Below are 18,120 nucleotides of genomic sequence, written 5' to 3'. Positions count from 1 at the left end.
AAATTTAATTGTTTAAATTTGTTTGATATATATTATATTTTTTAACGAAAGGTAGGAAATTAATAATGAAAGAAAATATAACTAGAAAAATTTTAAAAAGTCATTTAGTAGAAGGTAATATGATTGCTGGAGAAGAGATATCAATAAAAATTGATCAAACATTAACACAAGATGCTACTGGTACAATGGCATATTTATCTTTTGAAGCATTAGGACTTCCAAGAGTTAAAACAGAGGTGTCGGTAAGTTATATAGATCATAATACTTTACAAACAGGTTTTGAAAATGCAGATGATCATGCATTTTTACAAACTATTGCTGCAAAATATGGTATACACTGTTCAAGGCCTGGAAATGGAATATGTCATCAGGTACATTCAGAAAGATTTGCAGTACCAGGAAAAACTCTTTTAGGATCAGATAGTCATACACCTACATCTAGTGCTTTGGGAATGATAGCTATAGGTGCTGGAGGTATGAGTGTTGCTATGGCTATGGCAGGTCAACCATTTCCATTAGTTATGCCAGAAGTAATTAATGTCAGATTAACTGGACAGTTAAGAGCTGGTGTTGCAGCTAAGGATATAATATTAGAACTTTTAAGAAGAATGACGGTTAAAAACGGAGTAGGAAAAGTAATAGAGTATACAGGACCAGGTGTAGAAACACTAAGTATACCTGAAAGATGTACTATAACTAATATGGGAGCAGAACTAGGGGTTACTACATCAATATTCCCAAGTGACAAGCTTACATATGAATTTATGAAGTCTCAATGCAGAGAAGTTGATTGGACAGAACTTAAAGCAGATGATGATGCAGAATATGATGGATTAATTGAAATAAATCTTGACGAATTAGATGCAATGGTTGCTAAGCCTCATATGCCAGATAAAGTAATTAAAGTTAAAGAAGCAAGTGATGTAAAAGTTACTCAAGTATTCATTGGAAGCTGTACGAATTCATCTTATTCAGATTTAGCTAAAGCTGCAATCATTTTAGATGGAAAGTTTGTTCATCCCGATGTGAGTCTTTGTATAGCACCAGGATCAAGACAAGTTTTTGAAATGATAGCTAGAGATGGAATACTTCAAAAATTAATTTCAGCAGGAGCGAGAATTCTAGAAAGTGCATGTGGACCATGTATTGGAATTGGTCAATCGCCTCAATCAGGTGGAGTATCCCTAAGAACAAATAATAGAAACTTTATAGGAAGAAGTGGAACTGCTGATGGTCAAATTTATTTAGCAAGTCCAGAAGTTGCTGCAGCTAGTGCTATAACTGGAGTAATAAGTGATCCTAGAGATTTAGATGGATTTAATGTAGAGGCATTAAAAGAAGTTAAAGAATCGACAGAGCGTATTATAGATGATAGAATGATACAAGCACCAGTAGAAAATACAGAAGATGTTGTTGTAAGAAGAGGACCAAATATTAGACCATTACCAGTAAGAGGTGAAATGGAAGCTGAAATTGGTGGTAAAGTACTACTAAAAGTTGGAGATGATATTACAACTGATGACATAATGCCAGCTGGTTCTAAAATTCTTCCGCTTAGATCAAATGTGCCAGCAATATCAGAATATGTATTTAATGGTATAGATACTGAATTTGCTAAAAGAGCTAAAGAAAACAATGGCGGAATTGTTGTAGGTGGAGTTAATTATGGACAAGGGTCTTCTAGAGAGCATGCAGCACTTGCGCCTATGTATCTTGGAGTAAAAGCTATTTTAGCCAAGTCATTTGCAAGAATTCATCATGATAATTTAATAAACTATGGTATATTGCCATTAAGATTTAAGGATCAAGCTGATTATAACAATATTAGCCAAGAGGATGTTTTAGTTATTGAAAATGCAAAGGATCAGCTTAAAAATGGTGAATTTATAATTATAAATAAAACGAAGAATGCAAAAATAGAAGCTTATGCAACACTTTCAGATAGACAAAAAGATGTGTTATTGGATGGTGGTCAATTAAATTATATCAAAAAGTTACTGTAGTTAATAATTAATTGATCTCCTGAAGCATTTAAAGAATTATGTAGAATAGGCGCTGATTCTTTTTATAATTCAACAAACAAGTTAAAAAAATGGAATGGATTTATTTAGTGTACTATTTTTTGAGATGAATTTAAATATGGTAGTGAAACACTCTTACGTAAGATACATTGGCAATGTTAAATTATCAATAGAGAAAAATGGGGAAAAAGAAGGATTATGGGAGCAAATGTTCTTTGGTAGCAATAAAGATGCTATTATAAGGGATAAAATTTAATTTGAAAGTATTTTAGTACAGTACCTCGTATCAATTAGAAATATTATTACATCTAATTGATGCGAGGTATATGTTTGTTAATGAATTGTAAAAAACGATAAGTAGATTTATTTCTCAATTTTAAAATAATCACCACTAATATTACTAACGGATTTAGAACTAAAAGAAATTGTCACAGTGCGATAAAAGAACTAAATAAGGTTGTTGAAAATGAAAGGATAAATTATATGGTTGATGATAATCGTGTGAAGATAAAAATTTGCATATAGTGAAATTGATGGGATAGTATATAGTTTTGTGTAAAAACAAAATCTATATACTATCTTTTTGGATGATTATATTTCAATGTTTCAAAATATGATTTTATAAACTCAGAAAAGTAGAATAATGCTTTCGAAAAATAACGGTCTTTATTCCAATACAATCCAATAGTCTGTCGGCATATTGGTTCTTTAATTTGTAGTTTTACTATAGGTAGAGATTTGTAGTGATGAAATACAGGTTCAGGTATAAATGCTACTCCAAGTCCTGCTAGAACAAACGCACCTATGGATGAAGGGTCATCAACTTCAAACATGATATTAGGAGAAAAGCCGGCCTTCTCACAAAAGCTATCTGTTATTTCTCGTAATCCATAACCCTTGATTAAACTAATGAATGCTTCATTTGCAACATCTTTAAGTAAGATACTTTTACATTTTGCCAATGGATGACTTAATGAAACGCCTAAAAATACTTCCTCTTCTATTAATGGAAGGAATTCTACTTCAGGGTGTTCAACAGGTGAAGTGGATATGCAGAAATCAACTTTTCTAGTTTCTAATAGATGTGCCATATCATTTGTAGGGACTAGGGTTTGACGAAGATAAATCTCTGGATGTTGCTTGGCAAATCTTATTAATAAATCGGATACTATTCTTGCTGAACTAACAGCAATAGAAATAGTTTGCTTTTTGGAACTGGATAAATTTTTTATTTCATCTATTCCATTGTCAATTTCTTTAAATATTCTTTTAACACGAATTTGAAAGCTTGTTCCATATTCATTAAGTTTAATTTGCCTTCCTTGTCGATTAAATAGCTTAACTCCTAATTCATTTTCCAATCTAGAAATAGTTCTGCTTAATGAGGGTTGGGAAATGTGAAGTATTTCTGCCGCTTGAGTAATATGTTCTAATTGGGCAACAATCAGAAAATACCGTAATTGAATTAATTCCATAAAATACACACTCCTTTTATATCAATAAAGGTATTAATTTATAACAAATTATATCTTTGTATTTATTAAAAATCAAACATATAATAAATTTATAAGTTATAACTTATTTGAGATTCTAAAATTAATTAAATAAATTATTATTATGATTAAGGAGAAAAAAATTATGTCTTATCGTGATTTACGAGAATTTTTAGATATACTTGAAGTGGAAGGTCAGCTTGTTTATTACCATGATGAACTTTTACCTGAGCCAGATATTAGTGCAATTAGCTGTGCAGCAGGAGAGTTAGAAAGTGGACCAGCACTATTACTTGATAATATTATAGGGTATAAAGGGAAAAAGGTGGCTGTAAATGTTCATGGAAGTTGGGCTAATCAGGCATTAATGCTTAATATGCCTAAGAATTCAACTATAAAAGAGCAGTTTTATGAATTGACTAATCGTTGGGATAATTATCCTGGCGAAGTAAAGTGGATAAAAGATGCTCCTTGCCAAGAAGTCGTGATTGATAAAGATATAAATCTTTATGAATTATTACCTCTTTATAAAGTTAATAAGTATGATGGAGGGTTCTATTTCTCAAAAGCCTGTGTAGTAACTAAAGATATTACTGATATGGATAATTTTGATGCACAAAATGTTGGTACATATCGTATCCAAGTGCAGGGTCCAGATACTTTAGCTTTACAGACAGCACTTTTCCATGATCTTGGTGTTCATTTTCAAAAAGCAGAACAGATGAATAAACCTTTACCAATTGCTATCTGTCTTGGAAATGATCCTATGCTTACTTTTATTGCCAGCACACCAATAGCTTATGATCAGTCAGAATACAAATATGCTGCTGCTTTAAAGGGAACACCTATGGAATTAGTAAAGTGCTTAACTTGTGACCTTGATGTTTCAGCATATTCAGAATACGTAATTGAAGGCGAGGTAATTCCGGGAGTGCGTACTGTTGAAGGACCATTTGGAGAATTTCCAGGAAGCTACTCTGGGGTACGAAAACAGTTACTTATAAAAGTTAAAAAGATAACTCATCGTAAAGATCCAATATATGAAAACTTATATATTGGTAAATCATGGACAGAAGCAGATACTCTTATGGCATTAAATACTAGCGTGCCTTTATTTAAACAATTAAAAGAGACAATGCCAGAAATTGAAGCCGTAAATGCTTTTTATCAGCATGGTTTAACAACAATTATATCAACTGATGTAAGATATGGTGGATTTAGTAAAACTGTGGCTCTTAAATTAGCATCAACACCACATGGTACAGCTTATTGTCGTAATATAATTGTTGTAGATAAGGATGTCGATCCATTTAATCTTACTCAAGTTATGTGGGCATTATCCTGCAGAGTTAGAGATGATAAAGATATTATTGTTATTCCTAACTGTCCAGGTATAGCTCTTAATCCGGCCAGTGAGATACCTGGTATTGATAGAAAACTAATACTTGATGCGACTACCCCAGTTAGTCCAGATAAAGTTATGAGTGATTCAAAAATGATTGAGAAAAGCGAAAAGGTTTCTGAATTCAGTAAGTTAGTATCTAATCTTCAAAATGATTTAAAAAAACATTAACAATTAAGGAGAAATAAGAAAATGAAATGTGTACGTTGTTTAAATGATTCAGCTGAAGTTGTAGCGAAAGCTCCAGATGGCAGCGGTGCTTGGGAAGTTTTTTATTGTAAAAAGTGTAATTATAGTTGGAGAAGCACAGAAGAAGAGGACGTAATCAATCCTGATAAGTTGGATCCACACTTTAAACTAGATAAAATCGATTTTGATGAGATAAAAATTGGGATTCCTATTCAGGCACGATTAAAAAAATAATAATAACATGAATAAAAAAAATGTGTTATAACATTAGATTAGCAGTTTCAGATGTAGATATTAAAGCAAAACAAAGTTAATAGTGTGAAAAAATACATATTTTTTCACACTATTTGTGTTATCGGCAGTAAAGATGAAAGGGAGGTAGTATGATTAAAATCAATAGAGAAAGAAATAGAGTAGAAATAAATATGATTGCAATACCTATGGGAAAAGATATTTGTATCATTGTGACAGGAGGAGATACACCACATTTAGGAGCAGTAACAACAGGTTCGCGAATTTCAACCAATGAAACATTTACTTTTCCAAACCATAAAGAAGGCATTATAACAAAAATGCTTGGAGAAATACTAAATAAAGAATATGTGGGGAGTTTTGTTTTATGTTGCGGAATACACTTAGATAATATTACAAAACAAGAAATATCTGATGCTCGTAATTTATGTTCAGAAATGATTATAGAGTTATGTGAGCAATTAAAAATGATTGTTTAAGAATCATATGATGAGGTGAAATATGGAGATAATAATTGGAGTTACAGGTGCTACAGGAACAATATATGCAGTAAAATTACTTGAAGCACTAAAGGAAAATAAAAATGTGAATACCCATCTTATTATGAGTAAATGGGCTAAGAACAATCTGGAAATAGAAACGGGCTACACATTGGATTATGTAGGAAGTCTGGCTTCTAAAATTTATGATAATGAAAATCTAGGTGCTAAAACGTCAAGTGGTTCGTTTATTACAGATGGCATGGTAATTGTTCCTTGTAGCATGAAGAGTCTTAGTTCAATTGCTAATGGCTATAGTGACAGCTTGATTTCAAGAACAGCGGATGTAATGATGAAAGAAGGTAGGAAATTAATATTATGTCCTCGTGAAACTCCATTAAGTTCAATTCATTTAGAAAATATGCTTAAGTTATCAAGATTAGGTGTGAGAATTGTACCACCAATGCCTGCTTTCTATAACAATCCTTTAAACTTGGATGATATAATAAATCATCAAGTCATGAAAATTCTTGATCAATTTGGAATTAACCATGAAATAGGTAAAAGATGGTGAAAATTTTTCGAAACTAAGTGAATTGTTAGTTGAAGGAGAATAAAAAGAGGAAAAGAAGAGCAAGCAATAAAAGCAATATAGATTGGATTAGACAATGATGCAATAAAGGACTTATGGATGAAGAAATAAACATACTTAGAAGAGCTAGAAGTAATTAAAATGTAATAATAAATAGGATATCTGAAGAGAAATGGATATCCTGTTTGCATAAAAAGTTATATCACTTTTTATGCAGAATAGTTGTGCTTTGCTTCTAGCTACATTTCCTAACAAGATTAAGAAACTTAACCTTAATTTTTGAATGATGTATAAAAAATCACATTTTAATTGAGGCCGTTGAATATGGTTTTTACCGCCATTACCGCCATTTCTTTCGGTGGAGTCTCCATATTGCTTTCAAACCACTTTTTTATAATCCCAATAAAACCAAATACACTATAGTCAACAAAATACTTATCAAAGATCATATTATTATTTTTTCTAGAAATTTTAATCCATTTCTTGGCTTCAGTTGTAAATGCAACTCTCAACTTTTCTAAAAATGAAATATCTCCTTTGCTTCCCATTAAAGCTTTACCAAAATCCATATTGTCTGCAAAATATTCAAAGAGTTCAACTAAAGGTGGAAATGGCTTATTTTTTAAATTATATTCAGCTAGTAATACTGGGTCAAATTTAATTATAATGTTATTAATTTCTTGAATTATTTCATCTTCGCTTTGTTCTAAAAAATCATATATGTCACGATAATGTAAATAAAAAGTACCCCGATTCAAATCTGCTCTTTCTGTTAAATCTTTTACGGTGATATTTTCGAAATTTTTTTCATTCATTAATTCAGTAAGTGCTTCTCTTAGTAATTTTTTTGTTTTTCTAATTCGTCTGTCTTTAATTTGTTTATCCATATATATATCCTTTCAAAAAAATTGTTAATGAACAATTTGCTGCATTTTGTTGTGTATCAAACATTTTATAAATTATTGGTTAGTGCATTTTGTTATTATTGACATTATAATAAAAATAACTTAGATAATCAACATTGCGTTCATTAACAGACGTCGTAAATTATCTAATTGTTGGACAAGATCTATGAATATTAATAATTTGGAGGCAAAAAGGAATGGATTAGTTATGTAGTAAAGTGAAAGTTAAAAAGATGAAATGATATCATTTATTAAAAATATGAAAAAGGAGATGTATCATATGTTTAATACAAACGTTAATGTTAAACCGACAGTAGGTACGAAAAATAATAAAAACTTAAATTATATTAAATTGGGAATTATATTTCTTCTTAGTATTAGTACAATAATGATGAGAATAAATATACCTATGTTAGATGGAGCTAAGTATATTTTCTTTATATCTTTAGCTGCTTTTGCCTGGATACATGGGAGTCAGCGATATGGATTAAAAAACATGATTATATGGTTCGTGATTACATGGATTGTAAGTAATTGTTTTGAGGGATTAAGTGTAAAAACAGGATTTCCTTTCGGACATTATCATTATACTACTCCAGGTCCTAGAATTTTAGATGTTCCTGCGTATATCATGATTGCATATTTTGGAATTGCTTATACTTCATGGACTATTACACAAGCTCTAACAAGACATTTTAGTAAAAAAATCGTAGGAGTTCAAAAAATTATAATACCTATAACCACTGCAATTATTATGACTATGTGGGATATTGTGACTGATCCTCAAGCATCTACAATACATCAGACATGGATTTGGGAAAATGGCGGGGATTATTTTGGGGTTCCTATATCAAATTTTGTAGGTTGGGTTTTTGTTGTATATGTTTTTATGCAAATATTCACATTATTCATTTCAACTAAAAATTTAGATATCAGTAAAAACAATGTAACTTCAAAGAAAACTTATTGGTTAGAAGCTGCAATTGTATACTTAATTATGGGACTAGGTGTCGTATTGGAAGGAATTACGCATACAGACCATATTGAAATATACGGATGTATGGCAATGATGTCTGTTTTTACAGTAGTTTTTGTATCTTATATTTCATTACTAAATATTAAAAATTCAAAAGAATTAAATGATTAGATAATTTCATGGAAAGAGAATTGTGTTAAAAGTTGATAAATTAAAATAGTAGACGATAATATAATGGTGAGTATACTATAACTTCATTGAAGTCAAAGAGCCAAGCATGCTATACAATGATTACACGGAAACTTAGGAGATACTATCAACTCTCAAAATATGGGTATAATAAAGAACTGATAAAAAGGGATATTAAAGGATTAGTAGAATTGCACAAGCAGTTCAAACAGGATTTGAGCGTGCATATGTGATGGGATAGAGATAGTATAATTTTAAGTGAACTAAGAGCATACAAAACATGTGAAGCACATAAAGTAAATGAACTTTACGTGCTTTTTTTCTTGTACCTTTAATATAACTTTAATTTTACAGATGATCTTGATTGGCTAAAAATATTGCGAATCTTTCAATATTAAGAAAGATGCCGATGCTGCAATAGCAAGTGATAATGATAATAAAAATTTAAAATCAGAATATCAAGCAAATAGAAATTTTATATTAAGTGAAGTTTTACAAAAGATTATAGCTATGATGGTAAAGCTTATTTAAGGAAAAAGAATATTAGGAAATATATTAGACTCTCTAACTCCTTGAAAGTCATTGCTTTATCATTTAAACTTAATTCATACATAAATATAACTCCATTCTATTTAGTCTCGTCAACTTAATTATAATGGAGTTATATTTTTTTATTAATAAGTATTATTTTTCTACGGAAGTTACAATTACATTGTTAGATTGATCTTTAGTGAAGCGATACCATTTATGAGTTTCAGGCGCAACAAAGCCAGTTGTTGTACCTTTTAAATTTCCTCGTTCGGCACATTGCTTGCCAATAGAATTAAGATCATCCATACTAAATTTTTCTTGATGATAAGGTACAGCTGCTTTAGGATTAACAGAAGCTATAAAATCTCCAAGCATAGTAGCTACTGGATTTTCTCTATTACCAGTGTTAAAGGTTGTTCCATCCCCTAGATTATTAGCTGCCATTTGATAGAACATTAAATCAGGATTAGTTCCTAAATAATTGTATTTTCTATATTCAGATGGTAGTTGTCCACCCCAAATAAGTATAGTAAAACCTTCTTTTGTTGTTATTCTATAGTTCAATACAATAGTTCCTGTCTCGAAAAATTCAAATACAAAAGGATCAAATTCTCCATCCTTGTTGAAATAAATTGGAATAGTTTTAGGATCTTTAGATATATCCTTTCTAGTTGTGTGTTTTCCTAAGAAGGTTTCTAGAGTGAAATCAGGAAATTCAAGTTTATCATTATTTGAAACACCTTGAACATTATAATTTAAACTCATGATCTGATAGACATAGTTAAAGGGACTTATAGCTGATTCAGGCATAACAACTGGTACCAATGGGTATTTCTTGAGTATATATGGAAAGTCTTGGCTGTGATCAAAGTGAGTATGTGTAAATAGCACATAGTCACAACCATCAACAATATCAGCAGCAGTTTTTGTTTTATCAAGTACATATTTATTATCTACATTGTGATAGTAAGGATCTATAACAATAGTTTTACCATTTGGAAGTTTGATTTCATTGAAAGCATAACCATTCCATTTGATACGTACTGAAGGCATCGAATTTTCATCCCAAGTAGATGTAGCCATATCTTTATCAAGAATTGCAGAAGCTTTAGCTTTTTGATTTTTATTTATCGTTTCATTGTTTAACGAATTGATTTCTTTTTCCATAAAATTTTCCTCCTAAATAAGTTTAATCTTTCTAAGTAATTGACGATACTGTTAGAAAATTAAGTTGATTTCATTATTATTTTAAAGCAATATTTATGCCAAAGTGTGTATTTTTGTTATTTAATTTTATGGAATATAGTAAGAAGTTTGTCAATGCAAGCATAAAGTCATGCGTAAAAATTGATTATAAAAGTATAAGATGAATTTTTAATCTAAAACATTATATTTTTTTTTGTACAAGTGTTTTGAAGACGAAACAAGTGTTTTGAAATTGGATAATATTATAATAAATATGAGGCCTTTAGGATATGAGGAAAGATTAGTCCATTATCAAATCATTACTTTATGGTATAGTGATTTTTAATTAAAACACTATACCATAAAAGTTTATTTAGAGGAGATTATAATATTATTTCAATTAAGAAAGAAGGTTAAAATATGATTACTAAATTAGATGCAGAATTAATTATAGAATTAAAAGTAGATTGTCCTGAAAGGCTTGAGGTTGGAGAAAATGATTTTGGGTATCTACGTGCAATTATGATTAGTGGAGGTAGCTTCGAAGGAGAAAAATTAAAATTTTAATATACTATCTTACTCTGTAAGATTAATGTAGAAAAGAATCTGCATTATATCTTTCAGATTTTTTTATTTATATATATTATAGATTTGGAAGTTCGATAAAATCTAAAAGGTTAACAATTTATATTATATAAATGCAGAGTTAAAAACTTTTGTTCGGGAAAGAGAAAATTGAATTGCAAATATAAAGCTGTTGCATTAAATTGCTTGTAAACAACTCTTGTGTTATGAAAATATAGGAAAAGTTTAAAATTTTGCAAGTTATATTGAATAATCATGCAAAAAAGTTGAAAAAAATATAATGGTGATGTATAATGTTATTATCTAATTAAAGTGGATATAAGCAATACAAGGGGGCAAAAACATGCAAAAAATAAAAATGTCTAATCCAATAGTTGAAATGGATGGAGACGAAATGACAAGAATTGTTTGGGGCGAAATTAAAAAGGAATTATTAGAACCATTTATTGATTTGAAAACAGAATACTATGATCTTGGTTTGGTGCACAGAAATGAAACTTGTGATCAAGTTACTATAGATTCTGCAGAAGCTATTAAGAAACACAAAGTTGGGGTAAAATGTGCTACTATTACAGCAAATGTAGCAAGAATGGAAGAGTATAATTTAAAAGAAATGTGGAAAAGTCCTAATGGTACTATTAGATCAATACTAGGGGGAACTGTTTTTAGAGTTCCAATCATTGTTAATTGCGTAAAGCCATATGTTAGATCATGGAAGAAGCCAATTACAATAGTAAGACATGCATATGGGGATATTTATAAATCTAAAGAAATGATAGTAGAAGCGAAAAGCAAATGTGAACTTGTAGTTACGTCTGAAAAGGGTGAAGAAAAGAGAGAATTAATACACAACTTTTCAGAAGCTGGTGTTGTCATGGGAATGCATAATTTAAACGATTCTATAGAAAATTTTGCAAGAAGTTGTTTTAATTTTGCATTAGATGTTAAGCAAGATCTATGGTTCTCAAGCAAAGATACAATATTAAAGAAATATGATACTACCTTTAAAGAAATTTTTCAAAAATTATTTGATAATGAATATAAAATAAAATTTGAAGAAGCTGGGATTAAATATATTTATAATTTAATAGATGCGGCAGTAGCTAATATAATGAAATGTGAAGGTGGAGTTATTTGGGCTTGTAAAAATTATGATGGGGATGTAATGAGTGATATGGTAGCAGCTGCGTTTGGTTCAATCGCAATGATGTCTTCAGTATTAGTTTCGCCAGATGGAAATTATGAATTTGAAGCAGCGCATGGAACAGTGCAGGATCAATATTATAGTCATTTAAATGGTAAGGAAACATCAACTAATTCTGTAGCAACAATATTTTCATGGTCTGGAGCATTAAGAAAAAGGGGAGAACTTGATAATAATTTAGAATTGGTGGAATTTGCGGATAAGTTAGAAAAAGCTTCGATAAAAACTATTGAAGATGGGAAAATGACAGGGGACTTGTCAGTACTTGCAGAACATAATAATATTCAAACTTTAAACACATTTGATTTTATAAAAGCAATTAGAGCTACATTAACAGAAATGCTTTAAGAATAATATAAAAGTAATATAAAGAATGTACACAAAAGGTTTACTGAAGTGCACATTCTTTTTTTCTATAATTCTATGATATCTAAATCATTAGGCATAAATATATTCCCATCAAATTCCTTAAGCCCTTCATTAATGTAAAGTTCTTTTCTATTGTCTAAATTTTTATCTTCTGTATGATATAAAATAACATTTTTAACATTCAAATCTTTAGCATTTTTACATGCGTCTTTTGCCGTAGCATGATGCTTTTCATAAGGTTTAAAGATATCTTTTTGAGAATAAAGGCAAAAGGCTTCATGAAATAAGTAATCAACACTTTCACAATAATTTTTTACAGTTTCTCTATAGGGCTCATCTCCTAAAAAAGTTAGTGTTTTACCATTACTTAGTATGGTTTTAAAACCATGTTGCAAATCCTTGGTGCTATGAATGTTGAAGAAAGTAGTTTCTCTGTCCAATATAGTTAGCTTATAACCATCATTAATCTCATTAAAAATGATTCTAGAATCGAATAATTTCAAAAATTTCTTTTGTAAAACAAAAGAGCAAATTGATTTTATTGCAGTTATAGATTCATCATGACAATAAATATTTAAATTTCCAATATATTTTTCGTTTAATATACTTTGTGCGACTGCACGAATTACCCAAACACTGCCAAGAATATGATCATTATGATTATGAGATATAAACATGTTATGTATTTGTGTAATGGATATATTTGATTTTTCTAAATTAGTTAAAATAGTATTTCCTCCACCAGCATCGACTAGAAAATGTTCATCATCCTTTGATAAAGTAAAGCAAGTATTATAACATTTTGTAACCATGGCTGATCCTGTTCCGAGTATATATATTTTTTCCATTGTAATCTCCTTGAATAAATATAAGAATTTTAAAGATAATATAAGTAAAGGTCATGTATAGTCATGCTAAGTTTTATTATAAAAGTTATATGAAATAAAAACAAGTTTATGGTTAGAAAAGAAAAAGTTATTTATTGTGCAAAAATGTGTCTCAAGATTATTTAAATAGAGCATTTACTTATGAGTGTACATGTTATATACTAGTGTATATACAGCAAAAACAAGAGGAGGAAATAATAAATGAATAATAAAATTAGGCAAATGGTATATGCAGGATTGCTTACAGCACTGGCAATTATAATTCCTATTCAATTTGGAATCTTAAGAATAGTTATTCCACCATATTATACAGCAACTTTAGCAGCGCATGTACCAATGATGTTATCAATGTTAATATCACCATTTGTGGCAGTTGTAGTTGGAATAGGTTCAACTATTGGCTTTTTAATGGCTGGATTACCTTTACCTGTAGTTGCAAGAGCTGCAACACATATTATTGTTGGATATGTTGGGGCAATGATGATTTTAAAATATAAAAGTTATGTTAAAGCAGTAGCTGTAACAGCACCTATTCATGGAATATTAGAAGCTCTAGTAACAATTCCATTTGTAGGATTTGGACCAGCTGTTTATATATCTTTGATAACAACAGTTGTTGGAGCAATAATACATCATACAGCAGATAGTATCATAGCTTATGCAATAGTTAAAGCAGTTGCAAAGGCTAGTAAGAAAAGTATTTACAATGTTTTTGGGGATTTTAAAAGCAAACATCAATATAGTTCAGTATAGTAAGGAATTTTTTATATAATAAATAGTAGAATATTTTTAGATTTTAAAGCTCAATGTATAATTTTAAAATGCATTGAGCTTTTTGCAGCATAGTAGTAAAACTTATAGAAAATTATTAAAATCTATAGACAAAAGTATGAAATATCATATAATAAGGATATAATAATTTGAAAGTTAACGAATAAAAGTTTAACAAAATTATTGAGTTTGCAACTGCATGGTTGTAAGCAAATATTAAGATGAGGTGAACAATTTGGAAGAAAAAGAAATAATGTCCTTTAGAGATGAAGATGGAAACAAGGTAGATTTTGAAGCTATAGCAAAAATATATTTAGAAGAACAAGGCTATTTATTATTATCACCAGTTGATGAAGAAAGTGATGATATGTTTGCTTTTAGAATAGACATAAATGAAGAAGGAAATGAAGAATTAAATCTTGTTGAAGATGACAAGGAATTTGAAGAAATTAAAAAAGAATATAAAAAATTATTATATTAAGTTTAAGGGGGCACGGATTTTATGAAGAGTTCTGAAATAATAGAATATTTAGAAGATAATGACTTAGCTGATGTAGAGGAGATAAAGCAAAAAAGTAATTATGTAATAATAAAATTTTATTATGATTTTGATAATGAAGAAATAAGTGCTGCAAAAGCTTATTCAACTGAAGAAAGTGATTTTGAACCTGAAACTGACGAATGGTATAATGAATGCTACATTCCATATTTAAGAGATATTGCTGTAGATAATGTTGAATCAATTATAGATGAAATATCTGATGAATTAGAGATAGAAGGTAAGTACAAAGAATTTGGAATGGAAAACGTAGAGAATGGGTATTATAAATTTATTGCAGTCTTTTCAGATGAACTAACAGATGAAGAAATGGAAGATGTTTTAAACGATTACCATAAGTAAAAATCCCATAAAATACTATTGAAAATATGGTGTTTTATGATATAATAAAGACATAGAATTCCTGAGATGTGCGCAAAGCTTATGATATTCAACCTACATGACATTATCGGGATTTACAACATATTCATAAATGTCAGGCTTCTTTTATCACAAATGTGGCAGTAGAAGGCAGGAGTGAATTGAGTTTAACCCACCTGCGAGGCGCAGGATTTGAATATATAAGTGAACGGCATGTTGGGAACTATTAATTGGATTTAACACCTCAGTAATGAGGTGTTTTTGTATTGACAAAATCAATTATTTATATGTGATTTTTGATTTTAATTCAGAAACCTTTAATATTTTATAATTAATTATATATTATAATATACTGTTATTTTCAAATAAAGGAGTAACAAATTTGTATATTAAGAATGACTAAGCTGCAATCTCATCAACAGCTTTGGAATTATGTTGCTTATGATGTAAAGAAAGTAATTCTTCTTGATATAAAACAATGTATTTGTCCAAATTTTGAGATAAAGCAATTATAAATTTATTCCTTGGAGAAAAAAACAATAATAATAGATTAAGTAGATGTGTCCTAATCATAACATTATATTTTAATTTAGAAATAAACCAAGTCCTCATAATTACACCTCTTTCACCATAGCTGGTTTTTAATATATAATAATTATAAACAACAAAGAAGAATTTGTAAAAATATTTCATATAACAATTAATGACAACAAGCAGCAAGATATTGGAAGAATGTATGAGAAAACAAATATTTCTAAAGAAAATACACCATATGATAACAGAAATGTATATATTTTACATTTAAAACGTTCGACAGGTATTTTATTATGTTTTATTTTATGTCGAATTATTTCATATTGATTATATTAATTTAAATGGTAAAATTATTGATATATAAGTAGAAAGGATGACAATATAAATGGATATTGAAAACGCTAAAATAGAGGAAGTTGTAGAGAAGATAAATTTATTATACAAGCTTAGTCAGGAGAGAGGACTTACTGATGAAGAAAAGGAATTGCAACAGAAACTTAGAAAAAGATACATAGATAATGTTAAAAGAAATTTTAGAGCGCAGTTGGATCAAATAGAACCTAAAAAAAGTACAAAGGGGTAGTATGAATGGGTGTTTTAGTAAAAAAACTAGTAGATGATTTGAATTTGGAAGTATTAGTCGAAGGTAAAGAAGATGTTGAGATATCCGTTAATGATATAAATAGACCAGGACTTCAACTTGCTGGTTTTTATAATTATTTTGCTCCAGAAAGAATACAAGTTATAGGAAAAGCTGAGTGGAGCTTTTTAGATGACATGCAGATTGAGCTTAGAAAAAAGAGAGTTAAAAAGTATTTTAGTTTTGATATAAATTGTTTAATTATAACCAGAGGGCTTGAACCACATCCGGAATTTATAAAAGAAGCTCAAAAACATAATATCTGGTTTGTTAGAAGCAACCTAGTAAGTACGCATTTTATAAGTAAAACCACAGTATATCTAGCTGATAAACTTGCACCTGAAACAAGACTACATGGGGTATTGGTTGATGTCTCTGGTATAGGGATATTAATTACTGGAGAAAGTGGAATTGGTAAAAGTGAAACTGCATTAGAATTAATAAAAAGAGGACATAGACTTGTTACAGATGATGCTGTTGACATAAAGGAAATTGATGGTCAATTAATAGGAAGATCACCTAGTATTACAGTTGGAATGCTTGAAGTTAGAGGGCTTGGTATTATAGATGTTACAACTTTATATGGATTAAGTTCAGTTGTTCAGGAAAAAGAAATTAGATTAATTATGCATTTTGAACACTGGAAAGATGATAATGACTATGACAGATTAGGAATAGATAATGAATACATGAATATATTAGGTATAAACGTGAAAAAGTTAACAGTTCCAATTAGGCCAGGAAGAAATATTGCTGTAATTATTGAAGCAGCAGCAGTAAATTATAGACATGCTTTAATGTCAAAAGTTACACCAGTTGATGTAATTGAGAGTAGAATGAATGATATTAATTAAAGAAAAGTGTATTCTAGAAGATTGTTCAATAAAATGAATCATTTCTTCTAGAGTACACTTTATTTTTATGTAGATAATCAAAAGTGAAATTTTATGAATAGGTAAATTCTATGTCTAAGGTATTAAGAAGTTTTGATAAATATTCAAAAGGCAATTCAATTGAGCCGATATCACCGTGTCGATCATCATTTTTTAAATCTCCATGGAAATCAGAACCACAAGAAACAAGAAGATTATTATCCTTTGCTATTTTTATAAATTTTTGATTTTCTTCAGGAGTATTTTGAAAATATATTGCTTCTATACCATCAAAATCCATTGAAAGAAACTCTTCTATCTTAGTGTTCTTAATTAGTTTTGGGTGAGCTAAAAACACTGTGGCATTATAGTCTTTTAATAGCTTTAAACCATCTATAGTTGATAATTTTAAGGTCGGTACATAAGCTTTGCAGCCTTTACCAATAAAATTATCAAATATTTCATTATGGGTGTAAGGGTAGCCAGATTTTACTATTTCTCTAGCAATATGTGGTCTTGCAATAGTATCATTAGTTTCTTTGGAAATTTTTTCGAAATTAATTTCTATATTAAATTCTTCTTTAAGTTTACTAATCATTTTTTTTGCCCTAACTACCCTATGGTTAGTTATTTTAGCTAATTCTTTTATAAGATTATCATTTCTGAAATTGTTATCCTTAAAGAAACCTAAAATATGCACACTTTCATTATTATGCTGAGTTGATAGTTCAATTCCAGGAATTAAAGTAATATTATACTTAAGGCTTTCATCAATAGCTTCACTTAAGCCACTTACTGTATCATGATCGGTTATGGATAAATATTTAACGTTATTTTTGTAAGCTCTCTTAACAACCTCCGAGGGAGAAAGAATTCCATCTGAAGAGTTAGTATGAACATGAAAGTCTACTTTAACCACATAAATCACTCCCTAATGTATTTAATTTTTTATAATAAGTATAAATAAACAAGTTTGAAATTATACCTTTTTATTAATTTGCTATGAGCAAGTTGTTATTGTTAATAGAGTTGCTTTTTAGACATCTATAAACAAGATAATATCATATTATTAATTTGAATTAAATATATATATTAAATAATATGCTTTTTATTTTCCATATTAAT

The 18,120-nt window shown here is 29.3% G+C and carries 20 protein-coding genes and 1 other RNA gene; 15 read left to right on the top strand and 6 right to left on the bottom strand.

The annotated features are described in order from the left end of the window. Nucleotides 1-65: 65 nt before the first annotated feature. The gene (locus tag L3B98_RS09750; RefSeq protein ID WP_238916470.1) at nucleotides 66-2,003 is read left to right on the top strand and encodes an aconitate hydratase; all 1,938 of its coding nucleotides are present in this window, start codon (nucleotides 66-68) and stop codon (nucleotides 2,001-2,003) included. A gap of 94 nt (nucleotides 2,004-2,097) precedes the next feature. After that, complete coding sequence (locus tag L3B98_RS09745; RefSeq protein ID WP_238916469.1) at nucleotides 2,098-2,277, top strand: hypothetical protein; 180 nt, start codon at nucleotides 2,098-2,100, stop codon at nucleotides 2,275-2,277. Between the two features lie 319 nt (nucleotides 2,278-2,596). Here L3B98_RS09745 and L3B98_RS09740 read toward each other — a convergent pair whose 3' ends face one another. Then, nucleotides 2,597-3,496, bottom strand: a complete 900-nt coding sequence (locus tag L3B98_RS09740; protein ID WP_238916468.1) for a LysR family transcriptional regulator — start codon at nucleotides 3,494-3,496, stop codon at nucleotides 2,597-2,599. 163 nt (nucleotides 3,497-3,659) lie between these two features. Here L3B98_RS09740 and L3B98_RS09735 point away from each other — a divergent pair, with 163 nt between their 5' ends. The 4 genes from L3B98_RS09735 to L3B98_RS09720 all read left to right on the top strand — a co-directional run bounded on the left by L3B98_RS09735 (nucleotide 3,660) and on the right by L3B98_RS09720 (nucleotide 6,410). Next, a complete protein-coding gene (locus L3B98_RS09735) occupies nucleotides 3,660-5,087 on the top strand; it encodes a non-oxidative hydroxyarylic acid decarboxylases subunit C (RefSeq protein ID WP_238916467.1) in 1,428 nt (475 codons plus the stop codon). Nucleotides 5,088-5,108: 21 nt separating this feature from the next. After that, on the top strand, nucleotides 5,109-5,339 hold the full coding sequence (locus L3B98_RS09730; protein ID WP_077365397.1) for a non-oxidative hydroxyarylic acid decarboxylases subunit D: 231 nt from the start codon (nucleotides 5,109-5,111) through the stop codon (nucleotides 5,337-5,339). Between the two features lie 149 nt (nucleotides 5,340-5,488). Next, nucleotides 5,489-5,836, top strand: a complete 348-nt coding sequence (locus L3B98_RS09725; protein WP_238916466.1) for a hypothetical protein — start codon at nucleotides 5,489-5,491, stop codon at nucleotides 5,834-5,836. 22 nt (nucleotides 5,837-5,858) lie between these two features. Then, nucleotides 5,859-6,410 (top strand): UbiX family flavin prenyltransferase, encoded by a 552-nt coding sequence (locus L3B98_RS09720; protein WP_077365393.1) that lies wholly within the window; start codon nucleotides 5,859-5,861, stop codon nucleotides 6,408-6,410. Between the two features lie 323 nt (nucleotides 6,411-6,733). On the opposite strand, the gene L3B98_RS09715 is transcribed toward L3B98_RS09720, so the two are convergent. Then, nucleotides 6,734-7,315: a TetR/AcrR family transcriptional regulator gene (locus tag L3B98_RS09715; protein ID WP_238916465.1), complete on the bottom strand. Its 582-nt coding sequence runs from the start codon at nucleotides 7,313-7,315 to the stop codon at nucleotides 6,734-6,736. A gap of 298 nt (nucleotides 7,316-7,613) precedes the next feature. On the opposite strand from L3B98_RS09715, the gene L3B98_RS09710 reads away from it, so the two are divergent. Then, nucleotides 7,614-8,480, top strand: a complete 867-nt coding sequence (locus L3B98_RS09710; RefSeq protein ID WP_238916464.1) for a carotenoid biosynthesis protein — start codon at nucleotides 7,614-7,616, stop codon at nucleotides 8,478-8,480. Nucleotides 8,481-9,182: 702 nt separating this feature from the next. Here L3B98_RS09710 and L3B98_RS09705 read toward each other — a convergent pair. Beyond that, complete coding sequence (locus L3B98_RS09705; protein WP_238916463.1) at nucleotides 9,183-10,196, bottom strand: MBL fold metallo-hydrolase; 1,014 nt, start codon at nucleotides 10,194-10,196, stop codon at nucleotides 9,183-9,185. A 438-nt stretch (nucleotides 10,197-10,634) separates the two neighbouring features. On the opposite strand from L3B98_RS09705, the gene L3B98_RS09700 reads away from it, so the two are divergent. Then, nucleotides 10,635-10,781: a DUF3237 domain-containing protein gene (locus L3B98_RS09700; protein WP_238916462.1), complete on the top strand. Its 147-nt coding sequence runs from the start codon at nucleotides 10,635-10,637 to the stop codon at nucleotides 10,779-10,781. A 361-nt stretch (nucleotides 10,782-11,142) separates the two neighbouring features. Continuing rightward, complete coding sequence (locus L3B98_RS09695) at nucleotides 11,143-12,351, top strand: NADP-dependent isocitrate dehydrogenase (RefSeq protein WP_238916461.1); 1,209 nt, start codon at nucleotides 11,143-11,145, stop codon at nucleotides 12,349-12,351. 65 nt (nucleotides 12,352-12,416) lie between these two features. Here L3B98_RS09695 and L3B98_RS09690 read toward each other — a convergent pair whose 3' ends face one another. Then, nucleotides 12,417-13,220, bottom strand: a complete 804-nt coding sequence (locus tag L3B98_RS09690; protein WP_238916460.1) for an MBL fold metallo-hydrolase — start codon at nucleotides 13,218-13,220, stop codon at nucleotides 12,417-12,419. 240 nt (nucleotides 13,221-13,460) lie between these two features. On the opposite strand from L3B98_RS09690, the gene L3B98_RS09685 reads away from it, so the two are divergent. From L3B98_RS09685 to ssrS, 4 genes are all read left to right on the top strand, one after another. Then, nucleotides 13,461-14,012, top strand: coding sequence for a hypothetical protein (locus L3B98_RS09685; protein ID WP_015394473.1), 552 nt, complete (start codon nucleotides 13,461-13,463; stop codon nucleotides 14,010-14,012). Between the two features lie 253 nt (nucleotides 14,013-14,265). Continuing rightward, the gene (locus tag L3B98_RS09680; RefSeq protein ID WP_015394472.1) at nucleotides 14,266-14,511 is read left to right on the top strand and encodes a DUF1292 domain-containing protein; all 246 of its coding nucleotides are present in this window, start codon (nucleotides 14,266-14,268) and stop codon (nucleotides 14,509-14,511) included. A 21-nt stretch (nucleotides 14,512-14,532) separates the two neighbouring features. Next, on the top strand, nucleotides 14,533-14,931 hold the full coding sequence (locus L3B98_RS09675; RefSeq protein ID WP_015394471.1) for a hypothetical protein: 399 nt from the start codon (nucleotides 14,533-14,535) through the stop codon (nucleotides 14,929-14,931). 55 nt (nucleotides 14,932-14,986) lie between these two features. Continuing rightward, nucleotides 14,987-15,176, top strand: a non-coding RNA gene (ssrS, locus tag L3B98_RS09670) — 6S RNA. 172 nt (nucleotides 15,177-15,348) lie between these two features. Here ssrS and L3B98_RS09665 read toward each other — a convergent pair. Next, complete coding sequence (locus L3B98_RS09665) at nucleotides 15,349-15,561, bottom strand: hypothetical protein (RefSeq protein ID WP_015394470.1); 213 nt, start codon at nucleotides 15,559-15,561, stop codon at nucleotides 15,349-15,351. A gap of 307 nt (nucleotides 15,562-15,868) precedes the next feature. Between L3B98_RS09665 and L3B98_RS09660 the strand changes: the two genes are divergently transcribed. Next, complete coding sequence (locus L3B98_RS09660; RefSeq protein WP_015394469.1) at nucleotides 15,869-16,066, top strand: DUF896 domain-containing protein; 198 nt, start codon at nucleotides 15,869-15,871, stop codon at nucleotides 16,064-16,066. Nucleotides 16,067-16,071: 5 nt separating this feature from the next. Next, nucleotides 16,072-16,977 (top strand): HPr(Ser) kinase/phosphatase, encoded by a 906-nt coding sequence (gene hprK / locus L3B98_RS09655; protein WP_015394468.1) that lies wholly within the window; start codon nucleotides 16,072-16,074, stop codon nucleotides 16,975-16,977. 91 nt (nucleotides 16,978-17,068) lie between these two features. Here hprK and L3B98_RS09650 read toward each other — a convergent pair whose 3' ends face one another. Continuing rightward, nucleotides 17,069-17,914 (bottom strand): PHP domain-containing protein, encoded by an 846-nt coding sequence (locus L3B98_RS09650; protein ID WP_077365378.1) that lies wholly within the window; start codon nucleotides 17,912-17,914, stop codon nucleotides 17,069-17,071. Nucleotides 17,915-18,120: the final 206 nt, after the last annotated feature.

The sequence above is a fragment of the Clostridium sp. YIM B02555 genome, assembly GCF_022320955.1.
Classification (GTDB): Bacteria; Bacillota; Clostridia; order Clostridiales; family Clostridiaceae; genus Clostridium; species Clostridium saccharoperbutylacetonicum.
Note: the sequence above shows the minus strand (reverse complement) of the source record. Positions and strands in the feature narration are given on the sequence as shown.